This window comes from Algoriella xinjiangensis, from assembly GCF_900115015.1.
In the GTDB taxonomy this organism is placed as follows: domain Bacteria; phylum Bacteroidota; class Bacteroidia; order Flavobacteriales; family Weeksellaceae; genus Empedobacter; species Empedobacter xinjiangensis.
This window is the reverse complement of the sequence record NZ_FOUZ01000002.1, coordinates 132760-147178: the sequence shown is the minus strand read 5'-3', so window position 1 is coordinate 147178 and position 14419 is coordinate 132760. Positions and strand designations below refer to the sequence as shown.

Genomic DNA, 14419 nt, shown 5'->3' with positions numbered 1-14419 from the left:
AAGGATTAATTTAAAGATTATTTTACCACTTCTAATCATTTAATTATCATATTAACAAAACATCAAATCAATCAAATATCAGTTAGATTTCTTTAAATAATTTTGATACTAAGGTTTTTTCATCTAAATTTGCAATGCAAAAAGCAATGCCTTTAACAGACAAAATTCTACAAACAGGTTTCACTTTTGACGATGTTCTATTAGTGCCAGCCTACTCAGAGATATTACCGAACCAAGTATCTCTAAAAACAAGATTCACAGATAATATCATGCTTAATATTCCGATTGTTTCTGCTGCGATGGATACTGTATCCGAAGCCAGATTAGCAATTGCATTAGCACGCGAAGGTGGATTATCTTTTATCCACAAAAACATGTCAATCGAAGAACAAGCGAATGAAATTGATATGGTTAAGCGTTCTGAAAACGGAATGATTTCTGATCCAATTACTTTAACACGTAAACACACTTTGCAAGATGCTGTAAACCTTATGGAGAAATATAAAATCTCTGGTTTACCTGTAATTGAAGAAGATCGTACTTTAGTTGGAATTATTACAAATCGTGATATTCGTTACCAAGAAAATTTTGATCAATTGGTAGAAGATGTAATGACAAAAGAAAACATCATTACTTCGGATATTGATACTGATCTTAAAAAAGCAAAAGATATCCTTTCTCGTCACCGAATTGAAAAATTACCTATTGTTGACGAAAACAATAAATTAATCGGATTAATTACCATTAAAGACATTGATAACTTAACAGAATTTCCTAATGCGTGTAAAGACAGTAAAGGTCGTTTACGTGTTGGTGCTGGTGTTGGTGTTGGTGCAGATACGTTAGACCGTGTACAAGCTTTGGTAAACAAAGGTGTTGACATTGTTGCATTAGATTCTGCTCACGGACATTCTGCAGGTGTTATTAGTAAAGTTGCTGAAGTAAGAAATGCTTTTCCACTTTTAGATATTGTTGGAGGAAACATTGTTACTGCTTCTGCTGCAAAAGCCTTAATTGATGCTGGCGCAAATGCTTTAAAAGTTGGTGTTGGACCAGGATCTATCTGTACAACTCGTGTTGTAGCAGGTGTTGGTGTACCTCAACTTTCTGCAATTTACGATGTATACGAATATGCAAAAACACGAAATGTTTCGGTTATTGGTGATGGTGGAATAAAATTATCAGGAGATATTGTAAAAGCTGTTGCAGCTGGTGCAAACTTGGTAATGTTAGGAAGTTTATTTGCTGGGACAGATGAAGCGCCAGGTGAAGAAATTATTTTCCAAGGTCGTAAATTTAAAGCGTACCAAGGAATGGGTTCTTTAGCTGCAATGAGACGTGGTTCTAAAGATCGTTACTTTCAATCAGATGCTAATAAATTAGTTCCAGAAGGTATCGAAGGTCGTGTTCCTCACAAAGGTTCTATTGCGGATGTTATTTACCAATTATGTGGTGGATTAAGAGCTGGAATGGGATATTGTGGTACTGCTACAATTAATGATTTAATCGAAAACGGAAAATTAGTTCGTATTACTGGTGCAGGTTTACAAGAATCTCATCCACATGATGTTGTAATTACGAAAGAAGCTCCTAATTATTCAAATTAAGAATCAAATCTAATTCAGATAAAACAAAAAAGCAAGCTAATAATTAGCTTGCTTTTTTTGTTGTTCAATTTTATTGGAAACAAAAAACCACCTCTTGCGAGGTGGTTTTAAAAATGTTATATAAGAATAATACTCTTAGAATTTATCCCAGAAAAGTTTCAATGTAAGTTCATCTTTTCCACCCATATCATTTACTGCTTGAGTGTTATTAACTTTATTCAAATTTCTTTCACTTGTAGGATATGTAAATCTTGATGGAAATGGCAAGCCTAATTCAGCTGCAATATTCATCTTTGGAGCATCTAATCTTCTAATTACTGTCCAAGCATCAAAACCTTTGTTATACATAGCTAGGTAATATTGCATACCTATTTTTTCTTTCCAAGTACCTGGTGCTGTTGCATATGCAACATTAGATTGAGCTAAATATGCATCAGCTTGAGCTGTAGTAAGCCCCCAAAAGTCAAATGAAGCTTTAATACCTTCATTGTAAAAATCTGCTGCTGATCCTCCTACAGAAAATCCTCTTTCTGCAGCTTCTGCTAATAAAAATTTAACTTCTGTAATATCTAACAAATTACCTGGATAATCTTTTTTATGTAGTAAATCTCCTACTTGTGAATATTGATCATAAGGAGTTGCTATACCATAAGTTCCTCCTTTAAATTCATCTGCACCTAGATTTTCTCTAAAATAGATTTTTCTTCTAGGATCAGTTAAAGTATTCATTTTATCAACGATAGTATTTGCTGCTACAAAATCCTTACGTCCTCCTTGAACTAAATCAATCCATAATGGATTAACATAAGGCTCAGATCCTGGATATACTAATGTGAAATTATCAGCTTTTGAAGTCATTACACCACTAGATAATGCTGCCTGAATAGTTTTTTGAGCTAATGCATTGTCAGCATCAGCTACTTGTACACCCATTTTTAATAATAATGAAGCTGCTAATTTTTTCCACTTAGACATGTCTCCTTTATAAACAATGTCATTAGTACTTCCAAAACCAGCTGCTGCTACATTTATATTAGCAACATCTTCTTGTAATCTTTTAATTAAATCTTCGTAAATAGATTTTGCATCATCATATTTAGGAGTAATATTACCTCCTCCTTTTAATGCTTCTGTATATGGAACGTTCCCAAATGTATCGACCATTACTAACCATGCTTGGACTTGTATAATATCCGCAATAGCAGTTTGGTTTTTCTTTACATCTGCTGTAAGTAATCCATCTTTTGCAATCAACTCTTTTGCTGATTGTAAATCAAAAATCACATTTGTATTTAAAGAAGTCCATAGCCTTCCATTAATGTTACGTGTTTCTAAATTATAGTTTGTTTCGTCAGTATACTGTGTTTCATTCCATTGCTGAGACCATAAACGAAAAACATTGGTATTTACATTGGTATTCAACATTTGAGTATAATATGTTGTAATAGCATTTGTAAAAAAATAATTCGCTGGAACTTCGCTTGGATTAATAGGATCTATACTTAAACTATCATAGTATTCATCACTACATGATTGAATTACTAAGATAGAAGCTAATGTTAATATGATTTTTTTCATCTTAATTAAGTTTTAAAATTGTACTTTCAAATTCAATCCAATTTCTCTATACGTTGGATGAGCACCCGATTGGTATCCTTGTACATTACCTGCACTTAAACCTGCTTCTGGATCAGAATATGGTACATTTTTATGAATTATCCATAAATTTCTACCAACAGCAGATAAAGTAAATTTATTTATGAATGTGTTTTTAAGGAATTTTTGAGGTAAATCATATGAAAAAGTTACATTTCTTAATTTAACAAAAGATGCATCATAAATATACTCTTCATTATTATTTGATTTATAACCCCAAGGGTTATTATTACCTGTACTTGCCTCTACACGAACATCATTAGGAGTACCATCAGCTTTAACACCTGGTAAAATTACTCCTCCTCCATTTGCAATAGTATTACGAATTGGATTTCCTAGATCATTTAAACCACTTGTATAGTTATCATACAATCCTGTAGCATATCCATAATATGTATCAAGTGAGAATACATCTCCTCCTTTTTGAAAATCAATTAAAAAACTTAAACTCGTATTTTTATACGTAAATGTATTTTTAACTCCTCCAGTAAAATCTGGATTCATATTTCCAAGTATAGTAGTTGAAGAAGATAACTGATAACGACCATTTGCATTAACTACTCTATCCCCATTCTCATTATAAACATATCCTCTACCTCTGATGATTCCTACTGCCTCTCCAACTTGAGCACCAATTGTGATTCCTCCTTGTACAGCTGCTAGTTGATAGTACTCAATCTCACCGTTAAATCTTAACATTTTGTTAACATTTTTAGCAAAATTTGTTGTTACTTTCCATGTGAAGTTATCATTTTTAATTGGCTCAAAACTAATTCTAGCCTCAACACCTTCATTTCTAACATCTCCCATGTTAGTCCATTGTCTTGAAGCACCAGTAGAAGTTGATACATCAACATCTGTAATCAAATCATATGTAGTTCTATTATAGTAAGAAACATCAAAATTAACTCTGTTTTTCCAAAGTCCCATCTCTAAACCTACTTCATACTCCTCCATCTTTTCAGGTTTTAGATTGCTATAAGTATTTGCTGCTGGATTTGAAGCAGACCCTACACCACTAAAACTTGCATTGATATCATATGTATTCCATAAACGGTATGGTGCAGTATCATTACCCACCTGAGCATAGTTTAAACGTAATTTACCAAAATTAACGATACTAGATTTCATTAATTCTGAGAAAACAAAACTAAATGATCCTGAAGGATAATAATATCTATTTCCTTTATCAGATTTAGACCACAATGATGAAGATCTATCTGTTCTAAAAGATCCTTCTAAAAACAACATATTCTTATATCCAATACTTGCACGTACGTACTCTCCATCAACCATTTTTCTAAATCTAGATTGACCTATATCCGATGAAGTTAATGAATTTACAGAATTTAACAGTGAATATAATTTTGGTATTTTTAATCCTCCGTTAGTTTGAGCTACGAATGAATCATAATCTTGAACTCTTAAATTCCATCCAACATTCGCGTCTAATGTAAAATCTTCTGAAAGATTTTTAGTAACATTGAAAATTACATCATAATTATTTTCAGATACGTCATAGTTTCTCAAACGATAAAATCCAGGAGAACCTGCAGAACCTATTGCTAAACGCTCTTCTCTTTTTTCTGTGTAATTATCAAATCCATAACGTGCTAAAACACTTAACCAACTTGTTAATTTATAATCTAAAGAAACACCTCCATTATATCTTTTACGACTATCATTCTGATAATTTTCATATCTTGTAAAATAGAAGTTGTCTGAATATAAAGGAACTAAATATCCTTTTTTATTAGGATCAATTTCTCCAATATTCCAAGAAGCATTTTTTCCTTGAGTAACTCTGTAAGCTTGCTCTAATTCATTTAAATCAACATTTGTTTGCCACCATTGTCTAAACTGTTGCATAGGATTCCACCCATCATAACCAGTACCAACACGACCTTTTGCAGAATTATCTACATAATTCATTTTAGCAGAAATTGTTAATTTATCTGAAATCTTATAAGATCCATTAAAATCAATAGAGTTTCTTAATTGTTTACTATTAACTAAACCAAATTCATCTTGAAAATTTGTGAATCCTAATCTAAAATTTCCATCATCATTAGATCCAAAGAATGAGGCTGAGTTTTGAAAAGTTGTAATTGATTTCCAAACTGAATTAGGATCATTTTTAGCTGCTACCCAAGGAGTTTTTTGTCCATAAGTTGGCATCCCTTCAAAAAATGAACCCCATTGGTATACCATTAAATTTGGGTCAAAAGCTGCTCCATAAGAAGCATCATCGCTAAACATAACGTATAAATCATTAGGATTAGATCCAACTGGTCCTTCATTAAAATAAGGATTTACAGTACTACTTCCATTATTTTCGTAACCTGCTCCATATTTTTTCTGATATTTTGGTAATGTAGTTTTATCAACAGTCCCTACAGTAATAGATGAATTGATTTCTGTTCCAATTCCTCTTTTCTTAGTTCCCTTTTTCGTTGTAATCATTACAACCCCATTCATACCTCTAGAACCATATAAAGCTGCTGCTGCTGCTCCTTTTAATACGTTTATAGTCTCAATATCATTAGGATTAATATCGGCAGCTGCATTTGCATAATCAAAACCTCCACCACCATTTTGTTGTGTAGTACCATTATATGTAGAGTTATTGATTGGAATACCATCAACTACAATTAATGCATTGTTATCTCCAACTAAAGAGCTAGTTCCACGAATCACCATATTAGTAGACCCTCCTCTAGAACCAGAACCTTTAATATCTAAACCTGCAATCTCCCCAGACATTGCATCTGCAAAATTAGAAACTGGTGTTTGATTTACTACATCTCCACTAATTTCTTGTGTAGCATAACCTAAAGATCTTTTATCTCTTGTTATACCTAATGCAGTTACTACGGCACCTTCTAATTCAACAACTTCAGATTGCTTCAATGAAACATTATATGAACTTGAAGCTCCTACAGTAAAAGTTTGCGTAGGTAAACCAATAAATTCTACTGTAATTTTATCTCCAGAATTAGCTTCTATACTGAATACTCCTTTATCATCAGTATAAACTTCTTTTCCTGAAGAACTTTTTACAACAGCATCTGCTACTGGAAAACCATCTGGATCAGTTACAGTACCTGTAACTGTCTTTTCTTGTGCGTATAAAGATGCTCCTAAAAGAAGCCCTCCTAATACAAACAAGTTTTTTAAATTTCTCCTCATCTGTTAAAACATTTTTTAAAACTTCTATAAACTTAAGATTTCTATAACATTTACAAAACTTTTTTTCAATAAATTCTGTTAAATTTGTTAAAAAATCAGAAAATTGTATAAAACTTTATCAAATAAGGAACAAGAAGTAGGTTGTGACGAAGCTGGAAGAGGATGTTTAAGTGGTCCTGTAATTGCAGCTGCAGTCATTTTAGGAAGTGATTTCGAGAATGATATCATCAATGATTCGAAACAATTGTCTGAGAAAAAAAGAAATTCATTAAGAACCTTTATTGAGGATAATGCAAAATTTTGGGCTGTTGGAGTTGTTTCTCCAGAAGAAATTGATGAAATAAATATTTTGAATGCTAGTTTTTTAGCAATGCATCGAGCCATTGATCAATTAAATTGTCAAAAAGAATTAATTATTGTGGATGGAAATCGTTTTAATGCCTACCAAGATATTCCACACGAATGTATTGTAAAAGGTGATTCTAAGTATATGAATATTGCGGCGGCTTCTATTTTAGCAAAAACCTATCGTGATGAGTATATGGAAAAAATACATCAAGAATTTCCGATGTATAATTGGAAAAAGAATAAAGGTTATCCTACTAAAGAGCATCGCGCAGCCATAAAAGAGTTTGGTGCAACACCGTATCATCGCATGACGTTTAAATTATTACCAGATCAACTAAGTTTAGATTTATAAAAAAAGGGATACAAAATGTATCCCTTTTTTATTTAAAAATTATCTCTGTAATTACTTTTTAGTAACTTTTTGAGTATATGTTCTTTTATCTGTTTTGATATTTAAAAGATAAATTCCTTTAGGATATGATTCTAAATTAATTTTAACTTCTTTTTTATCTACTTTAGATTTTTCTGTTAATAATTTACCCGCAAAATCGTACAATTGGTAACTAACGATGTTTTCTTTTGTTGTTACATTTACTAAATCTGCTGTTGGATTTGGATAAATATTAAATTCTAAATTATTAATATCATTTAATCCTAAACTTGCACAGTTAATTTTTGCAACCCAACCTTTCAATTCTAAACCTCCATCTGATACAAATCGTAAAGTAATTGCGCCAGTTTCGTCTGTAGAAACAAATGGTCCTGGAATTGTGTTTCCATTTAATTCTTTTCCATTTGCAAATAATTTACTTGCATTTGTACCTGTACCATTATAAATATTCATATAATCATACAAATTAGTATCTCTTGGCTCTAAATCAAATTCTAAGAAAGTTAATGATACTTTTTCTCCTGCAACTGCTGGTTTAAAGATTTTAATAACATTTTCGTTTGGAGAATAGTTTCCATTTGCTCCACCCGAATCATAATATAAATCGCCATTACAATAATCTCCTGGAATTTCTACAATTCTAGTCACAGAGCTAGAACTTGATGTTTCAGAACATTTATTTACAACTTCTATTTTATAATAAGAGTTTTTCTCAAGGTTTGCAAAAACTAATGTTTTATTCGTTGTTTCTTTCCATACACCTGCTTCTCCTCCAACTTTCTCAAATTTATATTTCCAAACTGTTCCAGTATCGTCATTCAATTTAAATGTAATTGTTTGACCATCTAATGTACCCTCAACACTTTTTATTGTTTGTTGACAAGTCATGCTACAATCTGTACTTAAACACATTTTACCATCTACAGTTGCTCTAATTAAATTACCTGGTTGTTCTCCGAATCCATTAGAAAAGTTGATTCCTACTCCGCCTACTAAGTGACAATAACTCATAATTGTTCCTTTATCAGCGTATGGAATTGGTCCTGTCGGACATGTACCTTCTGCTAATTTAGGATCGTATGTAGGTGCACAACCATCAATAGCTGTACCATCTCCATTCCAAGCACATGCATGTGTATGTGGCGAACCTAATGCGTGACCCATTTCGTGCGTCATTGCCATAATCGTCCAAGAATACACTGGTACATTACCGTATGTCATATTAATCCCTGAATATGCGTAATGATAATCATTATTACACATAGAATTTAAATACGCTACAGATGTTGTTGATGGGTAATTAATTAAATGTGCAAAATCACCATCAAAATTTAGTCTTGTTGTTCTAAATTTATTTAATTGCGCGCTGTAATCTCCAGTATATGGATCTGTTTCTTTCCAAATCATCACTGTTGCTAATGATGTTCTTATATAATCATTACTATATAATGTTGCAATATTATTGTGAATTGCTGTTAACCAATCTAAGGTTTTCTTTTCGTCAGCGCCATTTTGTAAATATGGTCTATTTGCAACTTCATAATAAACACGAACACATTTTTCTGTCATCTCATTCTTGTTAGAATTTAATGTTTTTGCATCAAAATTTGGTTTGTAGTTTTTATTTTCTTCTAATTGATCTACCGCACATGTAATATTGTTTTTAGCTTCAATATTATAAGATGAATACGATACATATTCTTCCGAATCTTTCAATTTTCCGATGACAACATCTCCTAAAGCTTTAGAAGAAGCCACACCAATTACTTGATCTTTAAAAATAGAAATTGCAACTACCGAAGTATTATCACCTCCAATAATTCCTTGGTAATACAAACCTGGCTCATAATTAATCAATTTATTATCTTGATCAATTGCTTTAAAATTATCAGTAAATAAAGCGTCATTTTGTACCAATTCTAAATCAAGTGTTCTTCCGTCGAAAGGAATTTGTAGAGTAAGTGATGTTGGTTTTGATTGATAAAGTTTGTTAAGTTCTGTTTTTTCTAGTCTAAACAACGAAACGCCTTTTGCAAATTCTGCGAATTGATCTCCTTTTTGTTGAATCGTGTTACTAAAAACTTTGTACGATTTAAAACTGCGACTTGTTAATTTAGCTTCTTCTACCTTTTTTGGAATTGGTTTTAATTGTCCAAATGATAGTGTACTAAATACAAACGCAATTAATAGTAAAATTAATTTCTTCATATTCTTCTTTTGTGTTAATTATTGTAAATATATCTATTTTCATTTTTTTAAACACAAAAAAAGAGCAGATAAATTACCTACTCTTACAATATTTTTAAAACGTATACACTATATTATATTCTTACAGCATCAGGAACCAAAATGGTATAGTTACCACCATTTCGCATTACATCTCGTACTATACTTGAGCTGATATAAGCTTTTCCAGATGATGTTAACAAGAAAATTGTTTCGATATCTTTTTTTGTAATTGCACGATTGGTATGTGCAATTGCTTTTTCAAATTCAAAATCAGCAGGATTACGCAAACCTCTTAAAATAAACTGCGCATTTTTTTCGATACAATAATCTACTGTTAAACCTTCGTAAACATCTACTTCTACATTAGAAAATTTTGCGACAGATTGTTCAATAAACTTTTTACGTTGCTCTTCAGAAAACATATATTTTTTAGAAGAATTTGTACCAATTGCCACAATTATTTTGTCGAACAAAGGAACTGCTCTTTCTATAATATCCAAATGTCCTATCGTTATAGGATCAAAAGAACCAGGGAAAACCGCTATTCTGTCCATGCTGAAGGTCTATTTAATGCAAATTCTATCTCACTGTCCATTAAATCTTCCAAAGCGATTCCTGCAATTGCAGCTTGCTGTGGAAAAATACTTGCTGGTGAAAAACCTGGCAATGTATTCATTTCTATAAAATAAGGTTCGCCATCCACAATAATATATTCTGAACGAGAAAAACCTGACATATTAATACATTTATAGGCTTTTTCTGCAATATCGCGCACACGTTGTTCCACTTCTGGTGTTAAACGCGCTGGCGTAATTTCGTCGGATAAACCATTGTATTTTGCATCATAATCAAAAAATTCTGTGTGCGATACAATTTCTGTAATTCCAAGTACGGTTGTTTCGCCTTTGTAATTTAAAACACCAACAGAAACTTCAGTTCCATCTAAAAAAGATTCAATCAAAACTTCTTTGTCTTCGTGAAAAGCTTTTGTCATTGCTGCCTCAAACTCTTCTTTCTTGAAAACTTTAGAAATTCCTAAACTAGATCCTGATCGATTTGGTTTTACAAAACAAGGTAAACCAACTTCATCTATAATATAATCAACAGAATACTGATCTCCTTTGTTGATATAAATAGATTTGGCGTGCGGAATACCGTATTTGCTCAAAACAGCAATACAATCTTTCTTATTAAACGTTAGGGCAGATTGATAAAATGGACATCCATTATATGGTAAACCAATCATTTCGAAATAGGCCTGCAAATAACCATCCTCTCCTGGCGTACCATGAATGGTGTTAAAAACAACATCAAAATTTATTTTTTCTCCATTTTTCTCAAAAGAAAAATCACCTTTACTAATTGGATATTTTTCACCATCAATTTCGGCAAACCATCCTTCTTTCAAGATTCGAACCCTTGTTCTGTCGTACTTTTCTGGATTTAAACTTGCAAAAATCAATTCACAACTTTTTAACGAAACTACACTTTCGTCTGAGTATCCACCTGCTACAACTGCTACTCTTAACATGCTTAATTTTAAATTTATTCAAATATAGAACTTTGACATCAATCATAAATATTATTTTTAAACTATATTTGTGCGACAATTAATCATTTCAATGAAAGGAGTAAAATCAATCATACAAGTTTTGCTTAACGTTGCTATCGTTATCGCTTTATCTTACGGGCTTTACCATTTTATTTTTAACGTTTGGTTAGATTCTTATACCAATCACAACGAATTTGTGGAAGTTCCGGATTTATCAAAAATGAAAATTAATGATGCAACAGCTAAGTTAGAAGAACTTGGTTTGACATACGAAGTAGACAGTTCTCGTTTTGATCCTAATATGAAACCTTTTTCTATTATGGATTTTTACCCAACTGCGCAATCTCGTGTAAAAGAAGGTCGACGTATTTTTATCAAATCAAATCCAAGAACTTATCGTCCTGTGGATTTACCAGATTTAATTGGTAAATCAAAGCGTTTGGCTTTAACACAATTAGAGATTTCTGGGCTTAAAATTGGTAAAATTTTATACGAGCCAGATTTAGCAAAAGACGCTGTTCTTAAAATTTTATATAACGGTAAAATTGTAAAAGCGGGCGAACAATTGCCTCGTTTTGCAACTGTGGATCTAGTTTTAGGTCGCGGAATGTTATCTGGCGTAAGAATGCCGAATTTGCTTAATTTTACGTTAACAGAAGCAAAAAAATCAATCAAAGATAATTTCTTTGAGATTGGTCAAATTAAATTTATTGGCGGTTCTAATGATACAATTAATGCACGCGTTGTGTATCAATTTCCTTTTAGCTCGGATACTTATGACCAAGGTCAACCAATTGATATTTGGTTATCTACAGAGCCTAGAGATAAAATTAGAGCGCAATTAAAAGAATTAGATGTACAATACAAAAACTTTGGCGAAGACACAATTAGTGGTTCGCAATACAGAGATATTGTAACGCAAAAAGCGGAAGAGCAAATAAAAGATTTGCAACAACAAACGGCTCCTACAACAGAGCAAAAACCGACGACTGAAGCACCAAAAACTGCTGAAGAAGTTATTATTGAATAGAAAGAGATAAATGACAGAAGATTTAGAAGATTTCTTGCAAGAGGAAGACGACAATAAATTATACGAGCACTTTTCGATAACGGTTGACAAAGGTCAATCGTTATTGCGTATAGATAAGTTTTTGATGGTTAGAATTGAAAACGCGACGAGAAACAAAATTCAGCAAGCTGCTGAAAACGGAAATATTTTAGTAAATAATGAGCCAATAAAATCTAATTATAAGGTTAAACCTGGCGATCTTATACAAGTTATGTTATCTACTCCGCCAAGAGAAAATGACGTAATTGCAGAAAATATTCCGTTAAATATTGTTTACGAAGATGATCAAATTGCTGTAGTTGATAAAGCGCCAGGAATGGTTGTTCATCCAGGACACGGAAATTATACAGGAACATTGGTAAATGCCTTAAAATATCATTTTGATAATTTACCATCAATGTCTGCCGAATTAGAAAGACCTGGTTTAGTACACCGAATTGACAAAGATACAAGTGGTTTATTGGTTATTGCAAAAACCGAACAAGCGATGAATCATTTAGCTTTACAATTTGCTGCACATACTACAGATCGTTTGTACAACGCTGTTGTTTGGGGATCTGTAGAGCAAGAAGAAGGTACAATTACAGGACATATTGGTCGTCATGTAAAAGACCGTATGCAAATGGCTGTTTTTGAAGACGGAAGCGAAGGTAAACACGCGGTTACGCATTACCGTATTTTAGAGCGTTTTTCATATGTTACTTTAGTAGAATGTAAGTTAGAAACTGGTAGAACACACCAAATTCGTGCACATTTTAAACATATTGGTCATCCATTATTTAATGATGAACGATATGGTGGTGAGCGTATTTTGAAAGGAACAACTTTTACTAAATACAAACAATTTATAGAAAACTGTTTCAAGACTTGTTCACGTCAGGCTTTACATGCACGTACACTTGGATTTATACATCCAACAACGGGCGAAAAAATGTCTTTCGAATCTCCACTTCCAGCAGATATGGTTGATTTATTGGACAGATGGCGCAATTATACTCAAAACTCTATTCATGCAACAGAGCCAGAGAAAAAAATTGATCGTCACGCAAAAGAAATGGAATAAAAAAATATTCGCATATAATTATAAAAAAGCACTTCAAATGAAGTGCTTTTTTATTTTTTTTATATTTTGAATGATAAATTATTCTACAACTTTTATTTTATCTGCATATTTATCTACAATCATACTCAATGCACCATCAGCAGTAATGTTACACGCAGTTCCAAAACTATCTTGCAAGGCAAAAATAGTTAAGATCAAAGCAATTCCTGCTTCATCAAAACCAAGTACATTTGTAATCAATCCTAATGATGCTACAACTGTACCTCCTGGAACACCTGGCGCACCAACTGCAAAAATACCTAATAAACCTACAAATATTAGCATCGAATTAAGATCTGGTACATGACCATACAATACTTGCGAAACCGTCATCACAAAGAAAACTTCGGTTAAAACAGAACCACACAAATGCGTATTAGAGAAAAACGGAATCGTGAAATTCGTAATACTTTGTTTCATCACTTTACTATCATTCACCGCTTTTACAGCAACGCCCAAAGTAGCCGCAGAAGACATTGTACCAACAGCCGTTAAATAAACGGGCGGATAAAATTTAAGCAATTTAAATGGATTTGTTTTGTGATAAAATGCAGCAATCGAATACAATAAAGTTAACCAAATAATATGTCCTACAATAGCGATTAAAATCACTTTTAAGAATACTGGTAATTGTTTTTCTATTGAACCTTCATAACTTAAAATTGCAAAATTAGTGGCAATAAAAAATGGTAAAATCGGAATCAACACTTTATTGACCATCAAAATAACGATGTCTTTAAATTGATCAAAAATCTTTTCTAATTCTTTTGCTTTTGTAAGTAGAATTCCCATTCCTAACATTAACGAAAGTATCAAAGCTGTCATCACCGAAAAAATGGGTGGAATATCTAATTGAAATAAAATTTCTGGTACTTCTTTTAATTTATCTACACTTGTCGGAATTGATAAATTTGGAATAATATTGTATCCCATTATCATCGAAAAAATTCCTGCACCAACTGATGATAAATAAGCGATTAATAACGAAAATGATACAATTTTTATTGATCCTTGACTTAGTTTTGTAATCGAAGAAACGATGAATCCAATAACGATTAAAGGAACTAAAAAGAATATTAATTGACCCGTAAAATATTTGATGGATAAAACAACTTGTATCGTTTTTGGTGTTAGATAATTTCCTAAAACCAATCCTAAAATAACTCCAATTAGTAACCTGAATAATGTATTATTCACTACTTTTTTTAACATTTATTTCTATTTTGGAAGCAAATATAACTCTATTAATATTATAGATTAAATGTATTTTAAAAAA

General features: G+C 32.0%; 10 protein-coding genes. 4 read left to right on the top strand and 6 right to left on the bottom strand.

The features are described from left to right. Positions 1-146: 146 nt before the first annotated feature. A complete protein-coding gene (guaB, locus tag BM072_RS02265) occupies positions 147-1607 on the top strand; it encodes an IMP dehydrogenase (RefSeq protein WP_092906463.1) in 1461 nt (486 codons plus the stop codon). 135 nt (positions 1608-1742) lie between these two features. Here the strand turns inward: guaB and BM072_RS02260 are convergent, their stop codons facing one another. Both BM072_RS02260 and BM072_RS02255 read right to left on the bottom strand, forming a co-directional pair. Continuing rightward, the gene (locus BM072_RS02260; RefSeq protein WP_092906152.1) at positions 1743-3185 is read right to left on the bottom strand and encodes a SusD/RagB family nutrient-binding outer membrane lipoprotein; all 1443 of its coding nucleotides are present in this window, start codon (positions 3183-3185) and stop codon (positions 1743-1745) included. Between the two features lie 12 nt (positions 3186-3197). After that, positions 3198-6452: a SusC/RagA family TonB-linked outer membrane protein gene (locus BM072_RS02255; protein ID WP_092906150.1), complete on the bottom strand. Its 3255-nt coding sequence runs from the start codon at positions 6450-6452 to the stop codon at positions 3198-3200. A 103-nt stretch (positions 6453-6555) separates the two neighbouring features. Between BM072_RS02255 and BM072_RS02250 the strand changes: the two genes are divergently transcribed. After that, positions 6556-7152: a ribonuclease HII gene (locus BM072_RS02250; RefSeq protein WP_092906148.1), complete on the top strand. Its 597-nt coding sequence runs from the start codon at positions 6556-6558 to the stop codon at positions 7150-7152. 51 nt (positions 7153-7203) lie between these two features. Here the strand turns inward: BM072_RS02250 and BM072_RS02245 are convergent, their stop codons facing one another. From BM072_RS02245 to BM072_RS02235, 3 genes are all read right to left on the bottom strand, one after another. Continuing rightward, positions 7204-9399, bottom strand: coding sequence for a M12 family metallo-peptidase (locus BM072_RS02245; protein WP_092906146.1), 2196 nt, complete (start codon positions 9397-9399; stop codon positions 7204-7206). A gap of 113 nt (positions 9400-9512) precedes the next feature. After that, positions 9513-9974 (bottom strand): pantetheine-phosphate adenylyltransferase, encoded by a 462-nt coding sequence (gene coaD, locus BM072_RS02240; protein ID WP_092906144.1) that lies wholly within the window; start codon positions 9972-9974, stop codon positions 9513-9515. Next, on the bottom strand, positions 9962-10951 hold the full coding sequence (locus BM072_RS02235) for a D-alanine--D-alanine ligase (RefSeq protein ID WP_092906143.1): 990 nt from the start codon (positions 10949-10951) through the stop codon (positions 9962-9964). The genes coaD and BM072_RS02235 overlap by 13 nt, the downstream gene beginning before the upstream one ends. A 70-nt stretch (positions 10952-11021) precedes the next feature. Between BM072_RS02235 and BM072_RS02230 the strand changes: the two genes are divergently transcribed. Further along, a complete protein-coding gene (locus BM072_RS02230; protein WP_245752027.1) occupies positions 11022-12002 on the top strand; it encodes a PASTA domain-containing protein in 981 nt (326 codons plus the stop codon). Positions 12003-12012: 10 nt separating this feature from the next. After that, entirely contained in the window at positions 12013-13104 is a 1092-nt protein-coding gene (locus tag BM072_RS02225; RefSeq protein WP_092906139.1) for an RluA family pseudouridine synthase, read from the top strand. Between the two features lie 78 nt (positions 13105-13182). Here BM072_RS02225 and BM072_RS02220 read toward each other — a convergent pair whose 3' ends face one another. Beyond that, positions 13183-14355, bottom strand: a complete 1173-nt coding sequence (locus BM072_RS02220; RefSeq protein WP_092906137.1) for a dicarboxylate/amino acid:cation symporter — start codon at positions 14353-14355, stop codon at positions 13183-13185. Between the last annotated feature and the right edge of the window lie 64 nt (positions 14356-14419).